This is a genomic window from Alphaproteobacteria bacterium LSUCC0719, from assembly GCA_040839025.1.
Lineage (GTDB): Bacteria > Pseudomonadota > Alphaproteobacteria > Puniceispirillales > Puniceispirillaceae > UBA8309.
The window spans coordinates 409,243-433,474 of sequence record JBFPJN010000002.1; the positions used below are offsets into that span (position 1 = coordinate 409,243).

Consider the following 24,232-nt stretch of genomic DNA (forward strand, 5'->3'; position numbering starts at 1 on the left):
CCTATTGTGTGGAGGTGGTGGCGGTGGTTGATGCCGGTGCCAGCACCCCTTCCTGAGCGTTGCTGCTGTCGGTGGTGATGTTCTGCGCCTCAACCGTCCCTGAAGTTGCAGTGACAGACCCCGGCATCGACCCGGTCGTCATATCAGCGGCTGCCATTCCGGCGGGTGCCTGTTGCGACACCGTCACCGCAGCGACAGGCAGGGAGTTCATCACCTGTGCATGGGCGGAAGCCAGCAGATGCGCCGCCACCACCTCACGCTGAAACTGACGTGCCGGGCCGGCCTGACCAACTGTGGTCAATGCGGCGGCGATCCTTGCCACATCCGCGGGATTCATCGCCGCAAGGCCGTTGTCGCCAACGGCACGATGTGCCAGCAGAATGGTTTCCGCCACCCGGCCGGCAGCCGCCGCCTGATCAAGTGCCCGCAGAATGACTGGCGATACCGACAGGAACGTCTCGGTCCTGATCACGTCGGGAGATGCCGCAACAAGCCAGGACATTGCCTCGCCGGAACCACCGGTTGCCAGCTCCTGTCCGGACATCGCAAGCGGCAACAGGCTGAACTTGCCAAGCTTTGCCAGCGCCGGCATGTCAGCCAGACCTGTCTGCGGCATGTTCAGCAGGTCGCGCGCCGCACGGGCCTCGCCACCGGCAAGCATGGTCGGCATTTCAGCGGTATCGCCTACGCCAATCAGCATCGAAAGCTTGGTTCGAAGCGCGCCATCACCCTCAAGCACAGCCTCGGCACCGTCGAATGCCAGTGCTTCGCGGCCAAGCTCGGCATAGAGCGGGGCCATCATCCAGCCGGCGCCGGCCGCAATATCGGCATCAAACGCCGCCGCGATGACGGGAAGGCGGTTGGCTGATTTTTCGGCATCAAGCGCACGCCAGACAAGCGCCCGGGTCAGGGCCGATGGCTGACTCTGGTGACGGGCCAGCGCCAGCTGGGGCGAATCCGTCTCAATGGCAACACTGCGCCACAGCTTGGCGGCGCGGCCATGATCTATGAACCCATAGCGAAGTGCCCGCCAGGTGGCCACGAGACGTGCGTCCGGACCCAGATAGCGAAGCCCGACCGCCGTCTGGATCGAACTGTCGGGAAGCATTTCAAGGCCGGCGACATCGATATCATGATGCGCCGCCTCCATCAGCACGATGTGAAGCTGGTCAATCAATGCCGGGTCGATGGGACCGGGATCGGTGCCGTTCAGCAGCTTGCCGACAAGACCGGTGAACACGGGGTCGTCCACCCCCATCGCAAGCAGGATATCAGCAGCGAACTGTGCGCCGGCGATATCGCCCTTATGGACCGCTGTACAGATGACCTTTGCCTTGTGCCAGAACGGCTCGAATGTGCGGCCAACCTGATACATGACATTGCGGCAGGCATCATCATCGCGGCGGGACATCAGTTGTGTTTCGACAAGCCACTGCTTCCATTCAAGCCAGGGGGCCTCATTGGGAAGCTGGTCGACCATCACCGCCAGATCGTCCGACCGGCCGGCAGCGGCAAGCCAGTCAAGTCGTCTCGACATCAATGTCTGGTCAGCCTCACTTGCCCCATCCGGGCGCACCGCGCGGCGGGCCACCACATCGCCGGCAAGCGACGACAGGGTTGGTGACGATCCCGTCACAATACCGGTATCAAGCAGCATGACGGCGCGCTCAACCGACGTGCCCCGCCAGATTGTCGCGGTCAGGCTTTCAGCCTCGCCGGACGCCGGATCGACCCCGATATCGGTGACGCCGAATTTTGGCGCGTCAGCCCGCTGGAGACTGGCAGATGGCGACAAGGACAGGGCTGGCGGCGTTGATGTCGCAGACGGCGTGGCTGATTCAGTGGCCGTATCGGTGTCGGCAGATGGAGATACAGTCATTATCACAGGCGTCGCGCTGTCAACCACGCCGGTACCGGCATCAGCCCCGGTTGCGTTACCATTTCCAGCTTCACCCGAAATGGCCTTCACCGCTTCATCGATGGACGAAATGGTGGGTGCGCTCTGGTCGGTGCTATTGTCCTGCACCGTGGCCAACAAATCGATCTGGCCCGTTTCCTGATTCGGCATCTGGGTGGTCGCAGCCTGTTGCGCGATGGCATCGCTGCTGACAAACACCCCACCGATCAATGTGGCTGCGGTCAATGTGAAACCGGCCAATGTAAAGCCGGCCAGGATGGCACGCGCCATGACCGGCGTCTCAGTTAGCAAGCGTTTCATTCGGAACGACCTTGTTCACCGCAACTGTCGGGGCCGGGATTTCCCACGCTGACAACGCAAAAAGTCCAGCACCGGCAAATCCGGCAATAATAATCAACACTATACCAATACGATTCATGTCCGCTCCGCTATCGCGCCCACATGATCTGCATGAGGACGATACATCTTCAGACCGACAATTCGGTCATATGGTCAGGTAAATGGGTGTGTATGGCAAGAATATGTCTGCAATACGGCATTGTGGCCCGGCCCGGTGGTGGGCAGCCGGATGACGCCAGCATATTTGCGGTTCTGGCAGATGTGCCGCTCTTGCAGAATTGCGGGCACACACCATGTCAGGCACAATGCACCCCGCCATGCCAACCACACGGTCCACAATGTCAGATATCACCACCCTAACCAAAGCTGTTGCCAAGGCCATCGACAGGCCTATCGCGCTTGTTGGCATGATGGGCAGCGGCAAGTCGCTTGTCGGGCGACGCCTGGCGCAGCGGCTTGACCTTCCGTTCATTGACAGCGACAGCGACATCGAAGCAAATGCCGGCATCACCATCGCGGAAATCTTCGAACTGGCCGGCGAGGACAAGTTTCGCAGCCTGGAGCGCGAGGCCATCAGCGCCGCTGCGGATATCGGGCCGGTGGTTCTGTCAACAGGTGGCGGGTCGATCTGCACAGCTGAAACAGCAGAATTGCTGTGCGAAAGAACGATCGTCGTCTGGCTGCAGGCCCAGCCCGAAACACTCTTTTCCAGAATCGGATCATTCAGCAGTCGGCCATTGCTGCATACGCAAGACCCTCTGGCGACGCTGCGCGATCTGGCCGCAGAACGCGAAGCCGACTATGGAAAGGCGCATATAACTGTCACCACCGACCAGTTGTCGGCAGCGGCAGCCGTAACAGCGGTGCTGCGCGCCCTTGACAGCCATCTTTCGGTTAAATAGGTCGTTGTCATGGTAACAGACATATCCACCCTGACTGTCGGACTCGACAACCGCGCCTATGACATCACTGTTGGCCGCGACCTGATTGCGAAACTGCATGAGATTGCCAGCGCGCAGCTCGCGGATCGTCATGTCGTGATCATCGCCGACGCCGCTGTGGCACCGCATCATCTGGCACCACTCGAGGCGGCGTGCGGCACGATCTGCCGCCGTATCGACAGTCTGACGGTCGCCTCGGGCGAGGCAAGCAAGAGCATGCCGGTTCTGGGCGGTCTTCTGGAGGATATTCTGGCGCTTGGTGTGGATCGCGACGTGGTTCTTATCGCGCTTGGTGGCGGGGTCATCGGCGATCTGGTCGGTTTTGCCGCGGCAAGTCTTCTTCGTGGGGTTGATTTCATTCAGGTGCCGACAACCTTGCTGGCACAGGTGGACAGTTCGGTTGGCGGCAAGACCGGGGTCAACGCCGCCGCCGGCAAGAATTTGATCGGTGCCTTCCACCAACCCCGCGCCGTGATCATCGACATCACGACACTGGAGACACTGCCGGAGCGCGAGTTGCGCGCCGGCTATGCCGAAGTGATCAAATACGGGCTTTTGGGCGACGCCGCATTCTTTGAATGGCTGGAGACGCACGGCCATGATGTTCTGCGCCGGGACGAGGCGGCGCTGCGCCATGCCATCATCACCTCCTGTACGGCAAAGGCGCGCATTGTCGAGGCCGACGAACGTGAATCCGGGCGTCGGGCGCTGTTGAATCTGGGCCATACATTCGCCCATGCCTTTGAGTCGGTGTGCGGCTATGACGGACGACTTCTTCATGGCGAGGCGGTCGCTGTCGGGATGGTGCTGGCCTATCGGCTGGCCGGGGAAATGGGGCTGTGCAACGGTCAGGATGGTGGCCGTGCCGCCGCCCATATCGCCGCCAGCGGCCTGTCGGTCAGGCTTGGTGACATTGCGGCCTGCACCGCGACAACGCCGTCCCTGATCGATATCATGCGACGTGACAAGAAGGTGCGGAATGGCCGTATGCGGTTCGTGCTGCCACGCGCCATCGGCGACAGCTTTGTCTGTGATGAGGTTCCGGAAGACATGCTTATACGCGTACTGGATGCAAGCCGATGACGGGTGACCTTCTGGGACTGATCGCCATCATTTTGCTGCTGATCCTTGCCTCGGCCTTTTTCTCGAGCGCCGAAACGGCGCTGACCGCCGCATCGGATGCCCGCATGCGCCAGCTTTCCGGAAAGGGCAACCGCCGCGCCATGCTTGTCGAAAAGCTGCGCGATGACCGCGAAGGGCTCATCGGCTCGATCCTGATCGGCAACAATGCGGTGAATGTCATCGCTTCGGCACTGGCAACATCTGTTTTCATCTCGATACTTGATGATGCCGGTGTGGTCTGGGCCACAATCACCATGACCGTGGTGCTGGTGGTGTTTGCCGAAGTCATGCCAAAGACATACGCGCTGAACAATTCAGACAAATACGCCCTGCTGATCGCACCGGCGGTGCGGCTTGTCGTTGTCATTCTCAGCCCACTTTCGATCGCGCTCGGCATCCTTGCCAACAGATTGATCAGAAAGCGTCAGGCCGACGAATCCGACCGCGAGGAAGAGCTTCGCGGCATGATCGAACTTCATGGCGCCGAGGGTGATGGCGACAGCCGCGAGACACAGGCCATGCTGTCATCGGTTCTCGACCTAAACGAAATCAGCGTCGAGCAGATCATGACCCACCGGGCCGGGGTGAAGATGATTGATGCCGACAGCGACCTTGATTCGCTGCTTAGCGAGGTTCTGGCATCCCCGCACACCCGGCATCCGGTATATTCTGGCAATCCGGACAACATCATCGGCGTGCTTCACGTCAAGGATCTGCTGCGCGCCGTTGGGCGTCATGGTGAAGGCGCGCCGCAGGGCGATGGGCTTGGTCTTCTTCAGAATATTGTCAGCGAACCCTATTTCGTGCCTGAAACGACGCTGCTGTTCGACCAGTTGCAGGCGTTCCGTACCCGGCGTGAACATTTTGCCGTTGTTGTCGACGAATATGGCGATTTACAGGGAATCGTGACGCTCGAGGACATTCTCGAGGAGATCGTCGGTGACATTGATGACGAGCATGATATCGATCTGGCCGGCCTGACAGCCCAGCCTGACGGGTCGTGGATTGTCGATGGCGCGGTCACCATCCGTGACCTGAACAGGGCGCTTGCCTGGCAGCTTCCGGACGAGGATGCCTCGACGATAGCCGGTCTGGTGCTTTATGAAAGCCGGACAATTCCGAGGCCAGGTCAGGAATTCCGCTTCCACAACATTCGTTTCAGGATCCTGAAACGCGACGGCAACCAGCTCACAAGCCTGCGACTCTGGAGTACCGGACATGGATAGACCCGCCACACCCTATGGCGACGACCACACGGTCACCCTCAGCCCGCCCGCCCCGCGCGAGGAGGTGCATAACCGTAATATCAGATGCAACGGCTTTGTTCGCGAGGACGGGCAATATGACATCGAGGCCGAGATCACCGACAACAAGACCTACAGTTTCCCTTCGGATTTCCGCGGCGAAGTCACTCCGGACCAGTTCGTGCATCACATGAAGGTACGGGTGACAGTCGACATGTCGATGACGGTGACCGCCGCCGAGGCGATTACCATTTCCGGCCCCTATGAAATCTGTCCAACGGCAAATGACGTGTTCCAGAATCTGGTCGGGCTGACCATCGGGCCGGGGTGGCGTCGTCGCGTCACCGCGGCCATTGGTGGCAGACATGGCTGCACCCATATCAGTGAATTGATGGGAACCGTCGGGACCATCGCCTATCAGACCCGCTATGGAGAAGATGCCCGCAAGGCGCGCGTACCGGTTGGCAGCAGTGGTCTGGAAACGGCGCGGGCCCGTGGTGACAAGCGCGACAGCGCGCTGGCAAACAGCTGTGTTGCCTATGCTGTCGAGGATTGAAATCCGCGCATAACCGCACGCAATCCCCGCCTGATTGATCCGCTTCAGGCAGACAGATCGAGCTGAAGCGCATGCACGCTGCTGGCCAGTTCATCGGCCAGAACGGCATTCACCATCCGATGGCATTCAACACGGGTCTTGCCGGCAAATATATCGGCGCGGACCCTGACCTCAAAATGTGTTTCGCCGCCGTCGCGCCAGCCCGCATGGCCGGCATGTTTATGGCTGACATCAAGAACCTCGATCTCACGCGGCGAAAGTGCCTGTTTGAGCTTGCCAGCTATGGTGTCCGCCATGGTCATGTGCTATCTCCTGCTGCGGGGGTTGAGGTTGCCAGCCAGCGGCATGGCGTTATGATGGAACAGGTTATGAGACGCCCCTCCAGACCAGAGGTCAAGATCCCCGGCAATGCCGAGACAGACCCGCAGACCACCGGCTCGACCCGGCTCTGTGCGGCTGAGGGATGCAAGGCCGAGGCGCATTATCCAGCGCCAAAGTCACGCGATGCGTTGCGCGACTATATCTGGTTCTGCCTGGAACATATCCGTGCCTACAACAAGTCATGGAATTACTATGAAGGGCTGCAGGGGGCAGCGCTCGAAGCCGAGATCCGGCGCGCCACCACATGGGAGCGGCCAAGCTGGAAATTCGCCACCGGCAAACCCGCCGAAGAGATGTTCGATGATCCGATGGGATTGTTTGATTTTGAAAACCGCAGCGGCGCGGCACCCGGTGGACGGCATCTCAGCCCGGAAGAGCGGCGCGCGTGGAAAACGCTGAAAATGGAACCTGTCAACGATCTGAGTCAGGTCAAATCGCAATACAAGCAGCTGGCAAAAGAACATCATCCCGACATTAATGGGGGTGACGCCGGGGCCGAGGAACGTCTAAAAGAGATCAACCTGGCCTATGATTTGATCCGCAAATCATTGCAAAGCGCCGCCACACAAACCATTTCCTGACCTAGACGCCACGCTGGCGACGTGTTTTCGGAGACCACACTGTTATGCCCAATGACCAGACCATGACCAAGATGACCGCCCATCCACTTGCTGCGCCGGACACCGAAATCGATGTTCGCAGCGTGTTCGGGCTGGATGTCGACATGAAGGTGCCCGCCTTTTCCGAAGGTTCGGAATATGTGCCGACACGCGACGAGGCATACCAGTTCGACCATGATACGACACTGGCCATCCTTGCCGGCTTTGCACACAACCGGCGGGTGATGATCCAGGGATATCACGGCACCGGCAAATCGACGCATATCGAACAGGTCGCGGCGCGGCTGAACTGGCCCTGCATTCGGGTCAATCTGGACAGCCATATCAGCCGGATCGACCTGATTGGCAAGGATGCAATCGTGCTTCGTGATGGCAAGCAGGTTACAGAATTCCGCGAGGGCATTCTGCCGTGGGCGCTGCAGAATCCGGTGGCGATCGTCTTTGATGAATATGATGCCGGCCGTGCCGATGTGATGTTCGTGATCCAGCGTGTTCTGGAGGTTGACGGCAAACTGACGCTGCTCGACACCAATCGGGTGATCCATCCCAACCCGAGCTTCCGCCTGTTTGCCACGGCAAACACGGTTGGTCTTGGCGATACCACCGGCCTGTATCATGGCACGCAGCAGATCAACCAGGGCCAGATGGACCGCTGGTCGATTGTCACGACGCTGAACTATCTGCCACATGAGGACGAGGTGGGTATCGTCGCCGCGAAGCTGACAGCCTATGACAATACCGAAGGTCGCGAGACGCTTGCCAAGATGGTGCGCATGGCCGACCTGACCCGGAGCGGATTCATGTCTGGCGATTTGTCGACGGTGATGTCGCCCCGGACAGTCATCACCTGGGCCGAAAACACCCTGATCTTCAACGATATGACACTGGCCTTCCGGATGAGCTTCCTGAACAAGTGTGACGAGGTGGAACGCCCGACCGTGGCCGAATACTACCAGCGCTGTTTTGGCATTGACCTGCCAGAGGCGCCGGTCCGTCAGGCCGCCGCCGGCTAACGCCTCATGGCGCATGATGACGCAAATCAGCAGTTCCTGAAATCAACCGCCGCCGCGATGCGCGCGGTGGCCGGCGGTGTCGACCATCAGGTCAGCTATGCCGGCACCGATACGCATGTCGGCAAGGCAGAGGTACGCCTTCCGGCGCTGCCACCGCGTGCCACAGCCCAGCAACGCGCCAGCCTTCGCGGCGCTGCCGATGGTGCGGCGCTGTGGCTTGCCCATCATGACGACACCACACATCGCAAGCTGTGTCCTAGCCTTGACGGGGCGCGGGCCATTTTCGAATCCGCCGAACGGGCCCGTGTCGAGGCGATCGGTGCGCGCGATCTGAAAGGGGTTGGTGACAATCTCGAAGCGGCACTGAACCAGCGTTATGAGGGCCGCCAGATCGAGGCGCCGGGGCAGGCTGACGAGGCCGGCATCGCCGAAGTCGTGCGCCTGATGCTTCGGGAAAAACTGACCGGGGCACCGCCACCGCAGAATCTGTCGATGGTGATGGATCTGTGGCGGCCTTGGGTGGAGAGCCGGGCCGGCGATCTGTTCTCGGAGCTGGATGATTCGCTCGAGGATCAGGCCCGGTTCGCCGAAGTGTCGCGGCGTCTGATCGGGGCGCTTGAAACCGATCTGGGTGATTCGGCTTCGGATCAGGATAACTCCGAGGATGATGGCGATGAGTCCGAGGATAGTGGCGACCAGCAGAATGAGGATGGCGGCGAACAGTCGTCGGTAGGCGAGGACCAGTCCGACGGTGAAGACGGCCAGAGCATGGAGGATGCCGGTGACGGCGGCGCCAGCGAAGATGGCGACATGGTCGATGCTGATGGAGCCGAAGACGGTATGTCGGATGGTGATTCACCCCATTCGGACATGCATGGACAGAATCAGGACCGTGGCCCGAGCCAGGATGCCTACCGCATCTTCGACACCCGCTTTGACGAGATTGTTGCCGCCGCCGATCTGTGTGAGCCGGAGGAGCTTGAGCGGCTTCGCATGATGCTCGACCGGCATATGGAAAATGTCGCCTCGGTTGTCGGCAAGCTTGCCAACAGGCTGCAGCGCAAGCTGATGGCGCATCAGAACCGATCCTGGGACTTTGATCTTGAAGAAGGTATTCTTGATGCAGGCAAGCTTCACCGTGTCGTGACCCAGCCGCTCAGCCCCCTGTCCTACAAGATGGAACAGGATACAAAGTTCCGCGATACGGTGGTGACGCTGCTTCTCGACAATTCGGGATCAATGCGTGGTCGGCCAATCACCATTGCCGCCGTGACAGCCGATATCCTGGCACGGACGCTTGAACGCTGCGGCGTCAAGGTCGAGATTCTCGGCTTTACCACGCGCGCCTGGAAGGGCGGTCAGTCTCGCGAGGTCTGGCAGCAGGCCGGCAAACCATCGGCGCCCGGGCGGCTGAATGATCTGCGGCATATCATCTACAAGGGTGCGGATGCCCCGTGGCGGCGTGCCCGCAAGTCGCTTGGCCTGATGCTCCGCGAGGGCATCCTGAAGGAAAATATCGACGGCGAAGCGTTGCTTTGGGCACATGACCGCCTGTTGGCGCGTACCGAGGACCGGCGGATCATGCTGGTCATTTCCGACGGGGCACCGGTCGATGATTCCACCCTGTCGGTAAACAGTGGCAGCTATCTCGAAAAGCATCTCCGTGAGGTCATCGGCCATATCGAGACACGGTCACCGGTTGAACTTCTGGCCATCGGCATCGGCCACGATGTCACCCGCTATTACCGCCGCGCCGTGACCATCACCGATGTTGACCAGCTTGGCGGGGCCGTTGTCGGCCAGCTGACGGATCTGTTCGACGAGGACGCCAACAGACGCCACCGCCGCGTCGCCTGACCTTCCCATTCATCATTTCAGGCATGAAAAAAGCCCCGCCGAAAGACGGGGCTGTTTATCACTGTGTATGCACGGGTCAGCTGGCAGCCTGGGCAGCCATGATCTCGCGCTTCAGCTGGCGGGCTTCGTCGGCAAGCTCGGCATTGCGGGCCTGCAGCAGGAAGGCGTCAAGTCCACCATGCTTTTCGATGGTGCGCATGGCACTTGTCGACAGACGCAGGCTGACGCGGCGACCCAGTGCCTCGCTCTGCATCGTGGCATGCTGAAGGTTGGGAAGGAAACGCCGACGCGTCCTGTTGTTTGCGTGGCTGACATTATTACCCGACATCACGGTCTTGCCTGTGATCTGACAGCGCTTGGCCATTTTTCGGCTCCCATCTTTCGACAATATGCCGCGCCGGGCGCGGCGGGCCGGCCCACAGGCCAGCCATGAAATACGATGCGTGGGTATAGGCCACGACCCGGATCAGGTCAAGGCCGAATCGCCCTCATATCGGGGCGGTGATTCAGCCCATCGACGGCGGCGGGGAAAATCCATCCAGCCTTAGCGGAATATTAAACCTTTAGGATTATAGTGAATGAGCCGAAAGGGTCATGACCGCCACGCCGCAACCTGCTTGCCGGAACGCTGGCGGACGTGACGCCCCGGAATGACAACAGCTGAACATGGATGCTGATGATGCATGACTCCGAAATTGTCTCGAGCGCGAAGCGGCGTGTACCGCAACCAAACCCGGCATCTACCGGGCGCCGTCTGAAGCGGAATGTCCGCATCGGCAATCGCCGCACGACGATTGTCCTGGAAGCCTATGTATGGGACAGCATTGACAGCATGCTGCGCCGTGAAGCGGTGTCTCTCGATGAATTCTGCAACCGTGTCGAGGCAACGCGGCAACGGTCAAGCATGGCATCATCCGCGCGGCTTGTGGTGCTGATCTATTTCCGGCTTCTCGGTCAGATCAACAGCCCGCCTTTCGTCGATTCCGATCTGAACCGGCTACGGACGGAAGGTCTGCTTCGGGCACCGGCGCTGAATGACCCGCCGGTGCCGCTACTGCCGCTGGCGCTCAGACGCTTTGCGCAAGACGAAGCGCATGTTGCATAGCCTTGTCCGCATCCCTGATCTGGCCCCGCGCCGCCGCAAGGTCTGAGACCCCGTCTGCGGACATCAGCGCCGCCAGCTGGCGAACCACCCGTGCCGGAAGATCCGGACCTTCAAGCGCCAGCGCGGTATAGAGCTGCACAAGGCTGGCCCCGACCAGAATCTTGGCATAGGCCTGCCAACCGCTGGCAACGCCGCCTGCCCCGATCAGGACAGGTCCGTCTGCCGGCAGTTGGCCTGCCATTTCACCAAGCACATGCGTTGCCATCGCGAATAGTGGCGCCCCCGACAGGCCGCCTGTTTCAGCAGCATGCGCAGAGCGCAGATCATCCGGCCTGGCGATGGTGGTGTTGGTGGCGATCAGACCGGCCACATTTTCCGCGACCGCCACCGCCACGATCGCCTCTATATCGGCAGGTGACAGATCGGGTGCCAGCTTGATAAACAGCGGCCTCTGGCACCCGGCATCGGCCAGCCCGGCGCGGCCGGCAGAAATCAACAGGCGCAGATTTTCAGCTGTCTGCAGGTCGCGAAGCCCCGGCGTGTTCGGCGAGGATATATTCAGCGTTATGTAGTCGGCATAGCTGGCAAGCCGCGCCACGGCGATGCGGTAATCCTCGGTTGGTGTGGTGCTTGTCTTGTTGGCCCCGACATTGATCCCGATCACACCGGCCTGCCGGGACCCGCCGGCCTGCCGGGCCGCCAGCTGTGCCGCCGCCGCCTCCATACCGCGGCTGTTGAAGCCGTAGCGATTGATGACAGCACGATCAGCGGCAAGCCTGAAGACCCGTGGCCGGGGATTGCCTGGCTGGGGTCGCGGCGTGATGGTGCCAAGCTCGACATGGCTGAAACCAAGCTGCAGCGCCCCGTCCGGACAGGACGCATCCTTGTCGAACCCGGCGGCAAGTCCCAGCGGATTGGCAAAATCAAGGCCGGCAACAGTGACCGGAAGCGATGGCAGCTCGGGGGTTGGGCCAATGCGGCGGCGCAATGTCGCCACGGCGGCCCGGTGCGCCGCCTCAGGCGGCAGCAGCCGCGCCATGCCGGCGGCAAATTGCCAGATCAAGCCGCATCTCCGGCGGCTGGCTGTGACTTTGCCAGATCCCCGGCAAGGGCATTCTTCATCAGCTCTATCGACTGCTCACGGCCATAGAGGGCAAAGAAGGATCCCATCCGCGGTCCTTCGGACTGGCCGAGAAGCACCTCATAGAGACATTGGAACCAGGCGCGCAGATTTTCATAGCCGGCCGCCTTGCCGGTGGCATAGACAGCGGACTGGATGGTTTCGGCATCCGCATCATCAGCCATCGCCGACAGCGCTTCGACAAGCGCCGAAATATGCACGGCCTCGTCGTCACTTGGCAGCCGATAGGTCTTATGCGGGCGCACCCGGTCCTGATAATAGGTGACGGCATAGCCAATCATCCGGTCCAGTTCGGGATGGGTTTCGGGACTGACACCCGGCGCGTAGTCGCTGACATAGTTCCAGACCACATCAGGCGTTTCGGCAAGGCAGACCGATGCCAGGTTCAGCAACAATGTATAGCTGACCGGCAGGCTGTCCGAAGGCGGTGTGCCGACATGAATATGCCAGGCCGGATTTTCCAGCAATTCGGCAGCTGTCTGCGATGCAGCCTTGCCACGATGCTGGTAATATTCATCGACGGTCTTGGGGATGACATCGAAATGCATCCGCTTGGCACGTCGTGGCTGGGCATACATGAAAAGTGCCAGCGATTCCGGACTGCCATAGCTGAGCCACTCTTCGATGCTGAGACCATTTCCCTTGGATTTTGAAATTTTCTCGCCGGCAGCATCAAGAAACAGCTCGTAGGAGAGCCCGCATGGCGGCGTACCCCCGACCGCGCGGGTGATCCGCGACGACTGGCGAACCGAATCAATCAGATCCTTGCCAGCCATTTCGTAATCGACACCAAGCACGAACCAGCGCATCGCCCAGTCGGCCTTCCATTGCAGCTTGCACGCGCCGCCGGTGATCACCGTCTCGATCTCGGCACCTGTTTCAGGGTGGAGATAGGTGATGGCGTCACGATCGGGATGCGTCGCTGTAACCTTGGCCTGCAGGACGTGGCCGTGATCCGGGCAGACGGGAAAGAACGGGCTGTAGGTGGCGCGGCGCTCCTCGCCGAGGGTCGGCAGCATGATGTCCATGATGGCGTCGTAATTCGCCAGCACCGCGCGCAACCCGCCGTCAAACCGGCCGGACCGGTAGCAGTCCGTCGAGCTGACGAATTCATAGTCAAAGCCAAAGGAATCAAGAAAGGCCTGAAGGCGGGCATTGTTGTGCGCGCCAAAGGACGGGTGGGTGCCAAACGGGTCGCGAACCGACGTCAGGGGCAGCCCGAGATCCTGTTTCAGAAGTTCGCCATTCGGCACATTGTCGGGCACCTTGCGAAGCCCGTCCATATCATCGGAAAAACAGACAAGCCGCGTTGTCGCACCGGTCAGCACCTCGAAGGCATGCCGCACCATGCTGGTGCGCACAACTTCGCCAAAGGTGCCGATATGCGGCAGACCGGACGGACCATAGCCGGTTTCAAACAGCACCTCACCATCATGGTTCATGCCATCGAGCCGTTTGACCAGCTCGCGCGCCTCGGCAAAGGGCCAGGCTTTCGCGTCGCTGGCGACGGCCTTCAGTTCGGCGGCGATGTCGGTCATGTCATTTATCCTGCGTTCCAGTCGTTTCACACGGCGGGACACCACCGGCGAGTGGCGCCATCTATGCCGCAAATCCCCCCGACAGGCAAGTCTGCTTGCCATGTATGAATGCGCGGCAGACAGGGTGCGCGGCCCAGGCGACACCCCTGTCTGCGCGCTGCCGATAATCGATGACATGCACCGGACATGGGGTGATTTGCCGGCTGGTCGCCTATCGTGTTTACCGCTATATCAGAGACATGAATTCTCCCTTCTCAGACGGGCTGGGATTGACCACGGTCACCATTCCCGAGCTTCATGCGGCGCCGGTCTTCTATCCGGCCGGCACCAGGCTGATCTGGATTTCGGAAGCTGGCGAGATCACGACCATCGACAGGCAGACGGCGGCGGCACGGCTGGCACGTCAGGTGCCGATTGTGTGCCATCGCCGCTGGAGCGAGGCACGAGCCGCATACGAGATCGAAACCTGTCTCGATGTGATGGAGCTTTATGCCTTTGTTCGGCCTGCCAGATTCTGTCTGCCGACACCGCGCGGTCTGGCAACGCAACTGGCACTGCCCCGGCCAAACAAGGCCGAGGACATGGCGGCGCTGCTGCCACGCGCCGCCTACGCGCTTCTCGACGAGATGGCCGCAGCCCCGGACGCACAGCGCCGCGAAGCCGGTGCAATCGCCACGATGATGGCGGCCTCAGGCTGGCCGTGGGGACCGATCATTCTGGCCCATCTTGGCCTGTCCATGCCACCGGCGGCACCGCCAGACGGCCGCCAGGCAGCGATCTGGCACCGGCTTGCCGAATATACCGACTTTACCGCCAATCCTCCGCCGGGAACCGCGCCCGTGATTGCCGATGCGGCACGCAACCGGCTTGCCAGCATGCTGGGAACGGGGGCCGAGCCACGGCAGTCACAATCGGATTATGCCGCCGCGCTGGCAGCAGGTTTCGATACACCGGATGCCGGCCCGACGCCAACGATGGTCCTTGCCGAGGCGGGCACCGGCACTGGCAAGACCCTTGGCTATCTGGCACCAGCGACGCTGTGGGCCGAAGCCAACGCCGCCCCAGTCTGGATTTCGACCTATACCCGTACGCTGCAGCATCAGATTGCCTCGGAACTGACAAGGCTCTATCCCGATCCCGAAGACTGGGCACGCAAGGTGGTGATCCGAAAAGGGCGGGAAAATTACCTGTGCATTCTCAATCTGGAAGAGGCGCTTGGCCAGCTTGCCGGCGCCCCCCGGCGCGGCACCGCGCTGGGGCTGATGGCGCGTTGGGCGGGGGCGACAAATGACGGTGACCTGACAGGCGCGACCTTTCCGGCCTGGCTGACCGACCTAGCCGGGCGCGCCCAGACAATCGGGCTTGCCGACCGGCGCGGCGAATGTATCCACAGCGCCTGCAGCCATTACAACCGCTGCTTTGTCGAGAAATCGGTCCGTCGCTCGCGCCGCGCCGATATCGTCATCAGCAACCACGCGCTGGTGATGATCAACGCCGCCTATGCGCCGCCACCCGACCCGAATGACGAGCGCAGCGGTGATCGCCGCCGGCCACTGCGCTATGTCTTTGACGAGGGGCACCACCTGTTCGACGCTGCCGACAGCGCCTTTTCACTGTATCTCAGCGCGCAGGAGGCGGCGGAACTTCGAAACTGGATTCGCGGTGCCGAGGATGGACGGCGGGGCCGGGCCCGTGGGCTGAAGCGCCGGCTTGACGAGCTTGTCGCCGATGATCCGGAGGCGCTTGCCGATCTCGACAGCGCGCTTGAAGCGGCCCGGGCGCTTCCCGGTCAGGGATGGCAGAAACGGATCAGCAACGCGGCGCCCGTCGGCCCGGCAGAACAATTCTTCATGGTGCTTCGCCAGACCCTCTATGGCCGGGTCGAGGATGTCGAAAGTCCCTATGACCTGCAGGCGCATTTCCATCCGGCCCCGGCACCGTTGCTGGAGACCATCGCGCCGCTGGCTGCCGCCCTGGCCGGGCTGGCAACACCGCTTCACAAACTGGCAGCGCGCCTGCGCGCCATCCTTGATAACCGTGCCGACGAGCTGGAAAGTGCCGAGCGGGCACGGCTTGAAGGTGCCATACGCGGGCTGGAATTGCGGGCGGCCGGACCTGTTTCCGGCTGGCAGGCACTTCTCGACAGCGCGCTGTCGGGGCCTTCGGACGGGTTTGTCGACTGGATGCAGATCGACCGCATCGACGGCAGTGATCGTGATGTCGGGGTGGCGCGGCACTGGCTTGATCCGACCATTCCCTTTGCCAGCATGGTACTGCAACCGGCACATGGTGTGGCTGTCACCTCGGCAACGCTCCGCGACCCCCTGCCGGCGGTCAAGGGCATGACGGGCACACAGCCGGACTCCGGCCAGGCCTCGCCTGCTGATTCAGCCACCCGGGATTCGCCCCCCCGGGATTCGGCCCCCTGGGATTCAGCATTGGCGCTGACCGGCGCGCTGCATCTTGAGCATCCGTCGATGCGCGCGGCGTTCGAATCACCCTTCGACTATGCCGCACAGACCCGGATTCTGGTGGTCAATGATCTGGAACGCGAACGACCGGCCGCGATTGCCGCGGCCATGGCGGCGCTGATGATAGCGGCAGGTGGCGGCGGGCTGGGGCTGTTCACCGCCATTCGCCGGCTTCGCGCCGTGCATCCGGAACTGACGCGCCGCCTCGAGGCCGAGGGGCTGCCGCTCTATGCCCAGCATGTCGACAGGATGAATCTGCAGACGCTGCTGCAGATCTTCCGCGAGGAACCGCATTCCTGTCTTCTCGGCACCGATGCTGTCCGTGACGGGATCGATGTGCCTGGCGAGGCGCTGCGGCTGATCATCTTTGACCGCATGCCCTGGCCGCGGGCCGATATCCTGTTCAAGGCACGGGCCGACTGGCAGGGGCGCGATGCCTGGGTCGACAGGGTGACCCGCCTGAAGCTTCGTCAGGCCTTTGGACGGTTGATCCGGCGCGGCAGCGACCGCGGCGTGTTCGTGATGCTCGACAGTCGTCTGCCCACGCGCCTGACAAGCGCATTTCCGGCCGGCACAACGGTGGAACGGGTCGGTCTGGCCGACGCCATCCGGATCACTGGTGATTTTCTACAGGACCAATGAATTCCGGATAAAAAAAACCGGAGGGGGTAACCCCCTCCGGTCTGATTTCGGTGCGTGGTTGACGCAGGCTTAGAAGCCCATGCCACCCATGCCGCCCATACCACCCATGTCAGGTGCGGCAGGCGCTGCGTCCTTTGGCTCCGGCTGGTCGGCCACCATGGCTTCGGTGGTGATCAGCAGCGAGGCGACAGAAGCCGCGTTCTGCAGCGACGAGCGCACAACCTTGGTCGGGTCGATGACGCCGGCCTTTACCATGTCGGTGAAAGTGCCGGACGTGGCATCATAGCCTTCGTTGGCATCCTTGCTCTCAAGAAGCTTGCCGACGATGACGGAACCTTCGGCACCGGCGTTCTCAGCAATGTTGCGGGCCGGGGCCTGCAGGGCGCGACGAACGATCTCGACGCCGACTTCCTGGTCGCGGTTGGCGGGCTTCAGCTTTTCCAGAACGGAAATCGACTTGACCAGCGCAACACCGCCGCCAGGCACGATGCCTTCTTCAACGGCAGCGCGGGTGGCATGCATCGCATCATCGACACGGTCCTTGCGTTCCTTCACCTCAACCTCGGTGGCGCCGCCAACGCGGATGACGGCAACGCCGCCGGCCAGCTTGGCAAGACGCTCCTGCAGCTTCTCGCGGTCATAGTCGGAGGTGGTTTCCTCGGACTGGGCGCGGATCTGCGAGCAGCGAGCCTCAATTTCGGCCTTCTCACCAATGCCGTCGACAATGGTGGTCTCGTCCTTGGTGATTTCGACGCGCTTGGCCGAACCAAGCATGTCGAGTGTCACGGCGTCCAGCGAAATGCCGACTTCCTCGGACACAACGGTACCCTTTGTCAGGATCGCGATGTCCTCGAGCATCGCCTTGCGGCGGTCGCCAAAGCCAGGTGCCTTGACGGCGGCAACCTTGAGACCACCACGCAGGCGGTTCACGACGAGCGTGGCAAGCGCCTCGCCCTCGATATCCTCGGCGATGATCAGCAGCGGACGGCCGGACTGTACGACCTTTTCCAGAATCGGCAGCATGTCCTGAAGATTGGACAGCTTCTTTTCATGGAGAAGAATGTACGGATCCTCGAGTGTGGCGCGCATCTTTTCAGCATCGGTCACGAAGTAGGGTGACAGATAGCCACGGTCGAACTGCATGCCCTCGACAACGTCAAGCTCTGTATCCAGGCTCTTGGCCTCTTCAACCGTGATCACGCCTTCATTGCCGACGCGCTCCATAGCCTCGGCAATCATCTTGCCGATTTCTTCCTCGCCATTCGCCGAGATGGTGCCGACCTGCGCAACCTCGTCAGAGGTGGAGATCTTCTTCGACTTCTTCTCAAGCTCGGCAACAACAGCTTCAACAGCCATGTCGATGCCGCGCTTCAGATCCATCGGGTTCATGCCGGCGGCAACAGCGCGTGCGCCTTCCTGGGCAATCGACTGGGCCAGCACAGTTGCTGTCGTGGTGCCGTCACCAGCCACATCATTGGCCTTTGAGGCAACCTCGCGCACCATCTGCGCGCCCATGTTCTGAAACTTGTCCTTCAGCTCGATGTCCTTGGCAACGGTTACGCCGTCCTTGGTGATGCGCGGGGCACCGAACGACTTTTCCAGCACGACATTGCGGCCTTTCGGGCCAAGCGTGACTTTCACGGCGTTGGCCAGAATATCGACGCCCTCGAGCATCCGTGTCCTGGCGTCAGAGCCGAATTTGACTTCCTTAGCAGCCATTTCTCTTCATCCTTCTATCTTGTATGTGGTCAGACGGTGTTCGGGGGAATTACTCGATAATTCCCATGATGTCGGATTCCTTCATGATCAGGTAATCCTGACCGTCGATCTTGACTTCCGTTCCGGACCATTTGCCGAACAGAACCGAGTCGCCTGCCTTGACATCCAGCGGCTGTACCTTGCCCTGCTCGTCGCGCGCGCCACCACCGACGGCAATGACCTTGCCTTCCATCGGCTTTTCCTTGGCGGTGTCTGGGATAATAATGCCACCTGCGGTCTTTTCCTCGGACTCTGTCCGCTGAACAACCACACGGTCGTGAAGGGGCCTGAACTTCATGCCTCTCTCTCCTCCAGTTGGATTTGCAATTAAACTCTGGCACTCATCGGTGTGGAGTGCCAGCTAGCACCCGGAGGAGATGGGCGCATTGCCGGGTATTGTCAAGAAATTCCAGCGAAAAAAATTAGGATACACCAAGCTTCTGCTGAAGTGACGATGACGAGGTGGTGTATTGGAACCTGATTTTCTTTTCAGGATGCACAATCCCATGCGCCGCATGCGCCATCAGGGCCGCCTCATGGAAGCCGGAAAGGATCAGTTTCAGCTTGCCTGGATAATGGTTGATATCACCAATGGCAAAGATCGACGGCTCCGACGTTTCAAATCGCTCGGTATCGACCGGGATCAGATTTTCCTCGAGATTCAGGCCGAAATCGGCAATCGGACCAAGCTTCATGGTCAGGCCGTAGAATGGCAGCAGAACATCCGCGTCAAGCCCGATCGGTTCATCGGCGTCAGCCGCCTGTACCAGCACCTTGTTCAGGATGCCATTGTCACCTTCAAGCCCCTTCAGCTGGCCAATCTGCAATGTCACCCGGCCCTCATCGACAAGCGCCCGCATCTTTGCCACCGTGTCCGGCGCGGCGCGAAAATCATCACGGCGGTGGACAAGGGTCACCGATTCGGCAATGTCGACAAGGTTCACCGTCCAGTCGAGCGCCGAATCACCGCCACCAGCGATGACAAGTTTCTTGCCAGCAAGTGTGTCGCGTTTGCGAACCGCATACTGCACGCCGCCATGTGCCTCAAACGCGTCAAGGTCGGCAAGCGGGGGGCGCTTTGGCACAAAGGATCCGCCACCGGCGGCGATCACCACAACCAGCGCGTTCAACTTCACCCCGTCGCTGGTCGTCAGCAGCCAGGTTCCGTCATCAAGCTTTTCCAGCGCCTCGGCCATCTGGCCATAATGGAAGACCGGGTCAAATGGCGCGATCTGTTCCAGCAGCCGGTCGGTCAATTCCTGACCGGTGCAGACAGGCAGTGCCGGGATGTCATAGATCGGCTTTTCCGGATAGAGCTCGGCACACTGCCCGCCAGGCTTGTCCAGAATGTCGACAAGATGACAGCGCAGGTCGAGCAGACCAAGTTCAAACACGGCGAACAGGCCACAGGGGCCAGCACCGATGATGATAATGTCGGTTTTTTGCGGATCGGTCATCACAGCAGCTCGTCAGGCAAAAGACTTGAAACGTGGCGTTGTCAGCCGAATACATAGGGGGGATTCGGCGTCATAGCAAGCCGCGAAACAGACCGATGATGAAACGGATAACAGGATAGTCTGTTTGTCATCAGTCTGTATCCCGGTCAGGGCGTTCGGGCGGTGCGGCAGACCGGTCGGGGTCGGTCGCGCGACTGCGCTGTGATCCTAGAATCCGCTGCATGGCAGGGGGCGCCAGCGCCAGCGAGCGCCGCCATTGCCGCGCCGCCTGACGGTCGATTTCGACATGGGTAAAGCCGCAGCGTCGCAGATAATCAGCCTGATCCGGGATGACATGCCCCTGCGCCACAAGATGGCCGGCAAACCCCAGCGCCTCGCGCGCATGTCTGGCAAGGGTAAAGCCGCGGCCGTCGGAAAATTTTTCGAACCGGATCGCCAGCGCGGCCCCGGCGGGATCCGTAAAATCATCCCCGCCAAGAGCCGATTGCAGGTCGGCACCGGATACGACATGCCCGACCACGCCGCGACGAACCAGATTGCCGGTGGCAAGCTCAAGCCATGTCATGCCACCCGCCTCACCGCGCCGTTGACCCCGGTGACCCGTCGCCATAGACAGCTTCCTTCACCGCATCGGGGCCGGTTCGCGCGATATAGGCGGCAAAGGTTTCGTCCCGGTCACGGCTGGCAAGATAGGTGTCGATGATGGTCTCTATGACAGCCGGTACCTCATCCTCGGCAAAGGAAGCGCCGATGATCCGGCCAATCGCCGCCGCTTCGCCGGCACGACCGCCAACGGTAATCTGGTAATGTTCCACCCCCTTCTTGTCGACACCAAGAATGCCGATATCGGCGGCATGATGGTGCCCGCAGGCATTGATGCAGCCGGAGATATTCAGCTGCAGCCTGCCAATGGCGGCACGGCGTTCAGGATCGCCGAAGCGGCGGAAAATCCGGTCGGCAAGTGGCAGCGAACGGGCGTTGGCAAGATTGCAGTAGTCAAGCCCGGGACAGGCGATCATGTCACCGACAAGCCCGTGTTCACCGCCGCCAAGGCCGGCCGCGCTGGCGGCACGGTGGAATGCGGGCAGCGCGTCACGCCTTATATGCGGAATAATGATGTTCTGCTGATAGGTCACCCTGATCTCGCCTCTGCCATGCTCGTCGGCCAGCGCCGCGATGGCTTCCATCTCCGTGGCCGAGGCGTCACCCGGGGGCCGACCGGCAGATTTCAGTGACACCACTGCATTGGCATAGCCCGGATGATAATGCGGCAGGCCGTTCTGCCGCATCCATCTGGCAAAGCGGGCATCATGCCGCTGCGCGGTCGCAAGCGCAAACGGCACCGAAGGCGCGTCTTCAAGATGCGGCGGCGCGAAATAGGCGGCAATCCGGTTATATTCAGCCTGTGGCAGATCGGTGGCGGTATCCCTGACATGGTTCCATTCGGCATTGACCGCATCAGCAAACGCCTCGATCCCCATGTCGTCGACGAGGATCTTGATCCTGGCCTTGTAGATGTTGTCGCGGCGGCCCGCCGCGTTATAGGCCCGCATCACCGCCTCGAGATAGGACAGGATGTGCCGTTTTGGGATGAAGGTCGCCAGCGTGCGGGCCACCCGTGGCGTGCGTCCCTGACCACCACCGACAAGAATGCGAAAACCGACTTCGCCGTCATCGCCTGTGACAAGCCGCAGTCCGATATCATGAAATCCGGTCGCGGCGCGATCCTCGGCCCCGGCTGAAACGGCAATCTTGAATTTGCGTGGAAGGAAGGCAAATTCGGGATGCAGGGTCGACCATTGGCGGATTATTTCTGCCCAGACACGCGGGTCCTCGATTTCATCATGCGCCGCACCGGCAAGCGGGTCGCAGGTGACATTGCGGATACAATTGCCCGATGTCTGGATGGCATGCATACCGAATGTCGCCAGCCTGTCCAGTATGTCGGGCGCGTCGACAAGCTTGATCCAGTTGAACTGGATATTCTGCCGGGTGGTGAAATGGCCAAACCCGCGATCGAAATCACGGGCGATGCCGGCAAGTCCGCGAAGCTGATCGCTTGACAGCACGCCATAGGGAATGGCGATGCGAAGCATGTAGGCATGAAGCTGAAGATACAGGCCATTCTGCAGGCGCAGTGGTTTGAACTCGTCCTCGCTCAGCGCGCCATCAAGCCGGCGCCTGACCTGGTCCCGGAATTGCGCAGCCCGGGTTTCAACAAACGTCCTGTCAAATTCGTCATAGCGATACATCATCCATCTCCTTTTGAAAGTCGGGTCGAGGATCGGGTCGAGGTTTGGGGCAATGGCACCGCACGATCCTGCGGTGGGATGATGGTTGGGCCACCTGCCGCGCGAATACGCTCGCGCATCGATCTGTCGGTGCGCCCGTCAACCGCCACTTCATAGGCGGCAACGATTTCATTGCGATCACTGGCGGCCGCCACCTGCCTGCGGGCCAGATCGATGTCGGCATCCGAAAAGACGGCGGCACCGGATGCTGTCTCGCTCCAGCAGAGCGAGCCTGTCAGCCATATCACGACCCCGTCATCCAGCCTGTTGGCGGTAAACATCACACCGGTCATCGCGCGCGCCCTGCCGGCTGGCCTTGCCGATGCCGCAGCAGCGACATGCCAAGCCCAGGTCCGGGCCCTGTATCGTCAATGGCGTCGGTTGCCGGGCCATGGGGAAGGTCGCGCGCCACTACCGGGGCCGGTCTGGCGGCGGGAATGACAGCATCGCAATGACCGCTGTCCAAAAGGTGTCTGACGACCGCCGTCATGGCCGGCGTTGGCCCTGTCGGCAGCAGCAGAACGATGCGTTCCCCGTCCGGACCCATGCACAGGTCGTCAACGAATGATCGCACCTGCGCGCCGCCGAGACCCGGCGGCACGGTGACAAAGCCGGCTTCGCGCCGTGTCAGGTCGGTTATGGCCGGTGCCACGTCGGCCTGATGGACAATGATATCGGCATTGCGGATCGTCTCGACACCATGCAGGCTGAGCAATCCGGGATCACCCCCGCCAATATCGACGATCTTCACCGGCGCGGCGCTGTTCTCGTCAGCTGTTGTCACCAGCCTGGCAAGCAGCCGATCGGCAGCGGTGTCATCACCGGCGATGATATGATCGGCAGCCCGGCCATCAACAAGGTGATGCTGGATGGCGCGCTGACGCGCCGGCGACAATGCACGCAGACTGGCGCGGTGCCGGTCAAGATAGGTGGCCAGCCTGCCAAAGCCCGCCGGCAGCATGGTTTCGATCCGCGCCCGTATCCGCTGGCCAAGGACCGGTGCCACGCCGGCGGTGGAAATGGCGACCAGCACCGGCGAGCGATCGACAATCGCGCCAAGATAGGCACTGCACAGCGCCGGATTGTCGGGCACATTGACCGGCACGCCCGCGTCCCGCGCCGTGGCCGCCAGCGCGACATTCAGCACCGGATCAAGCGTATCAAGAATGACCAGCGGACGCCCCGCGATCAGATCATGCGCCATCTGACATGATACCCCTGTAACAGCGCGCACGCGTCGGTCGCTGCTCAGGCGCGCGGCTGGCCGCAGGTCGGTGACGAGATCGACAGCCGGGGCAAATTTCAACAACAGCCTGATTTTCGCCTCCAGCAACCCGGCATTGCCGATGACCAGCGGTGGCACATCGTCAACGGCGATGAAACAGGGGAAAAGCCGGCGTTCCGTTGAGGGCGCTGTCATGACGGGCAGTCCCGCAGCGAATCGGATGCCAGCCTCACGGCCAGCCCATCGGTCTGGGGTCCGGTCAGGATCTGGCAGGCCAGACGCGAGCTGTCATCGGCATCGAAAATTTCGGCAAGCCGGTCCAGTTCATCATCGCTCGGCGCATGAAGCGGTGCCCGGCCAGCCCCCGCAATATGAATATGGCAGGTTGCGCATGCACAGGCACCACCGCATTCCGCCTTGATGGGAAGACCGTAATCCCGCAGCACCTCCATCAGACGCCAGCCGGCAGGTGCCTCGAGGCTGTATTGGTCCCCGTTCGGCAAATGGGCAAGCGTCGTGAAGACCGTGTCATTCTCACAATCCAGACATGCAGTCATTGATGTTGGCATGGCTCTGTCTCCGATCCTGTTGCCAGGTTGGTTTTGCCAGGTTG

Annotated in this window: 23 protein-coding genes; 9 read left to right on the forward strand and 14 right to left on the reverse strand. The window is 61.2% G+C overall.

The features are described 5' to 3' along the window. Nucleotide 1 precedes the first annotated feature (1 nt). Together AB3X55_06590 and AB3X55_06595 are read right to left on the reverse strand one after the other, a co-directional pair. A complete protein-coding gene (locus tag AB3X55_06590) occupies nucleotides 2–2,218 on the reverse strand; it encodes a hypothetical protein (protein MEX0503246.1) in 2,217 nt (738 codons plus the stop codon). After that, complete coding sequence (locus tag AB3X55_06595) at nucleotides 2,199–2,336, reverse strand: hypothetical protein (protein ID MEX0503247.1); 138 nt, start codon at nucleotides 2,334–2,336, stop codon at nucleotides 2,199–2,201. The genes AB3X55_06590 and AB3X55_06595 overlap by 20 nt, the downstream gene beginning before the upstream one ends. Before the next feature lie 259 nt (nucleotides 2,337–2,595). Here AB3X55_06595 and AB3X55_06600 point away from each other — a divergent pair, with 259 nt between their 5' ends. Genes AB3X55_06600 through AB3X55_06615 form a run of 4 tightly spaced genes read left to right on the forward strand, consistent with a single transcriptional unit; the run spans nucleotide 2,596 to nucleotide 6,120 of the window. Next, complete coding sequence (locus AB3X55_06600; protein ID MEX0503248.1) at nucleotides 2,596–3,159, forward strand: shikimate kinase; 564 nt, start codon at nucleotides 2,596–2,598, stop codon at nucleotides 3,157–3,159. 9 nt (nucleotides 3,160–3,168) lie between these two features. After that, a complete protein-coding gene (aroB, locus tag AB3X55_06605; GenBank protein ID MEX0503249.1) occupies nucleotides 3,169–4,281 on the forward strand; it encodes a 3-dehydroquinate synthase in 1,113 nt (370 codons plus the stop codon). Beyond that, nucleotides 4,278–5,546 carry an HlyC/CorC family transporter gene (locus AB3X55_06610; GenBank protein ID MEX0503250.1) on the forward strand — a complete coding sequence of 423 codons (1,269 nt, stop codon included), beginning with the start codon at nucleotides 4,278–4,280 and terminating at the stop codon, nucleotides 5,544–5,546. The genes aroB and AB3X55_06610 overlap by 4 nt, the downstream gene beginning before the upstream one ends. Next, on the forward strand, nucleotides 5,539–6,120 hold the full coding sequence (locus AB3X55_06615; GenBank protein MEX0503251.1) for a DUF2889 domain-containing protein: 582 nt from the start codon (nucleotides 5,539–5,541) through the stop codon (nucleotides 6,118–6,120). Before AB3X55_06610 ends, AB3X55_06615 begins: the two co-directional genes overlap by 8 nt. 44 nt (nucleotides 6,121–6,164) lie before the next feature. Here the strand turns inward: AB3X55_06615 and AB3X55_06620 are convergent, their stop codons facing one another. Next, a complete protein-coding gene (locus AB3X55_06620) occupies nucleotides 6,165–6,422 on the reverse strand; it encodes a BolA family protein (protein ID MEX0503252.1) in 258 nt (85 codons plus the stop codon). Nucleotides 6,423–6,488: 66 nt separating this feature from the next. On the opposite strand from AB3X55_06620, the gene AB3X55_06625 reads away from it, so the two are divergent. The 3 genes from AB3X55_06625 (at nucleotide 6,489) to cobT (ending at nucleotide 9,991) form a co-directional block, all read left to right on the forward strand. After that, on the forward strand, nucleotides 6,489–7,082 hold the full coding sequence (locus AB3X55_06625) for a DnaJ domain-containing protein (protein MEX0503253.1): 594 nt from the start codon (nucleotides 6,489–6,491) through the stop codon (nucleotides 7,080–7,082). Nucleotides 7,083–7,144: 62 nt separating this feature from the next. After that, nucleotides 7,145–8,134 (forward strand): cobaltochelatase subunit CobS, encoded by a 990-nt coding sequence (gene cobS, locus AB3X55_06630; protein MEX0503254.1) that lies wholly within the window; start codon nucleotides 7,145–7,147, stop codon nucleotides 8,132–8,134. Nucleotides 8,135–8,140: 6 nt separating this feature from the next. Next, a complete protein-coding gene (gene cobT, locus AB3X55_06635; protein ID MEX0503255.1) occupies nucleotides 8,141–9,991 on the forward strand; it encodes a cobaltochelatase subunit CobT in 1,851 nt (616 codons plus the stop codon). Between the two features lie 76 nt (nucleotides 9,992–10,067). On the opposite strand, the gene rpmB is transcribed toward cobT, so the two are convergent. Continuing rightward, nucleotides 10,068–10,355, reverse strand: a complete 288-nt coding sequence (rpmB, locus tag AB3X55_06640) for a 50S ribosomal protein L28 (protein ID MEX0503256.1) — start codon at nucleotides 10,353–10,355, stop codon at nucleotides 10,068–10,070. A 312-nt stretch (nucleotides 10,356–10,667) separates the two neighbouring features. Here rpmB and AB3X55_06645 point away from each other — a divergent pair, with 312 nt between their 5' ends. Beyond that, nucleotides 10,668–11,096 carry a ribbon-helix-helix domain-containing protein gene (locus AB3X55_06645; GenBank protein MEX0503257.1) on the forward strand — a complete coding sequence of 143 codons (429 nt, stop codon included), beginning with the start codon at nucleotides 10,668–10,670 and terminating at the stop codon, nucleotides 11,094–11,096. On the opposite strand, the gene AB3X55_06650 is transcribed toward AB3X55_06645, so the two are convergent. Together AB3X55_06650 and AB3X55_06655 are read right to left on the reverse strand one after the other, a co-directional pair. Further along, complete coding sequence (locus AB3X55_06650) at nucleotides 11,059–12,159, reverse strand: quinone-dependent dihydroorotate dehydrogenase (GenBank protein MEX0503258.1); 1,101 nt, start codon at nucleotides 12,157–12,159, stop codon at nucleotides 11,059–11,061. The two genes, AB3X55_06645 and AB3X55_06650, sit on opposite strands and share 38 nt — an antisense overlap. Beyond that, a complete protein-coding gene (locus tag AB3X55_06655) occupies nucleotides 12,156–13,775 on the reverse strand; it encodes a lysine--tRNA ligase (protein MEX0503259.1) in 1,620 nt (539 codons plus the stop codon). The genes AB3X55_06650 and AB3X55_06655 overlap by 4 nt, the downstream gene beginning before the upstream one ends. Before the next feature lie 239 nt (nucleotides 13,776–14,014). Here AB3X55_06655 and AB3X55_06660 point away from each other — a divergent pair, with 239 nt between their 5' ends. Beyond that, on the forward strand, nucleotides 14,015–16,888 hold the full coding sequence (locus AB3X55_06660; GenBank protein ID MEX0503260.1) for an ATP-dependent DNA helicase: 2,874 nt from the start codon (nucleotides 14,015–14,017) through the stop codon (nucleotides 16,886–16,888). A 69-nt stretch (nucleotides 16,889–16,957) separates the two neighbouring features. On the opposite strand, the gene groL is transcribed toward AB3X55_06660, so the two are convergent. The 8 genes from groL to AB3X55_06700 form a co-directional block, all read right to left on the reverse strand. Beyond that, complete coding sequence (gene groL, locus AB3X55_06665) at nucleotides 16,958–18,607, reverse strand: chaperonin GroEL (GenBank protein MEX0503261.1); 1,650 nt, start codon at nucleotides 18,605–18,607, stop codon at nucleotides 16,958–16,960. A gap of 49 nt (nucleotides 18,608–18,656) precedes the next feature. Then, nucleotides 18,657–18,944: a co-chaperone GroES gene (groES, locus tag AB3X55_06670; GenBank protein MEX0503262.1), complete on the reverse strand. Its 288-nt coding sequence runs from the start codon at nucleotides 18,942–18,944 to the stop codon at nucleotides 18,657–18,659. A gap of 124 nt (nucleotides 18,945–19,068) precedes the next feature. Then, nucleotides 19,069–20,103, reverse strand: a complete 1,035-nt coding sequence (locus tag AB3X55_06675; protein ID MEX0503263.1) for an NAD(P)/FAD-dependent oxidoreductase — start codon at nucleotides 20,101–20,103, stop codon at nucleotides 19,069–19,071. Nucleotides 20,104–20,233: 130 nt separating this feature from the next. Beyond that, nucleotides 20,234–20,668, reverse strand: a complete 435-nt coding sequence (locus AB3X55_06680) for a DUF934 domain-containing protein (GenBank protein ID MEX0503264.1) — start codon at nucleotides 20,666–20,668, stop codon at nucleotides 20,234–20,236. A 10-nt stretch (nucleotides 20,669–20,678) separates the two neighbouring features. Continuing rightward, on the reverse strand, nucleotides 20,679–22,355 hold the full coding sequence (locus AB3X55_06685; GenBank protein MEX0503265.1) for a nitrite/sulfite reductase: 1,677 nt from the start codon (nucleotides 22,353–22,355) through the stop codon (nucleotides 20,679–20,681). Next, on the reverse strand, nucleotides 22,355–22,687 hold the full coding sequence (locus AB3X55_06690; protein ID MEX0503266.1) for a DUF2849 domain-containing protein: 333 nt from the start codon (nucleotides 22,685–22,687) through the stop codon (nucleotides 22,355–22,357). The genes AB3X55_06685 and AB3X55_06690 overlap by 1 nt, the downstream gene beginning before the upstream one ends. Continuing rightward, a complete protein-coding gene (locus AB3X55_06695) occupies nucleotides 22,684–23,814 on the reverse strand; it encodes an NAD(P)-dependent oxidoreductase (GenBank protein ID MEX0503267.1) in 1,131 nt (376 codons plus the stop codon). The genes AB3X55_06690 and AB3X55_06695 overlap by 4 nt, the downstream gene beginning before the upstream one ends. Next, complete coding sequence (locus AB3X55_06700) at nucleotides 23,811–24,188, reverse strand: 2Fe-2S iron-sulfur cluster-binding protein (protein ID MEX0503268.1); 378 nt, start codon at nucleotides 24,186–24,188, stop codon at nucleotides 23,811–23,813. Before AB3X55_06700 ends, AB3X55_06695 begins: the two co-directional genes overlap by 4 nt. Nucleotides 24,189–24,232 lie beyond the last annotated feature (44 nt).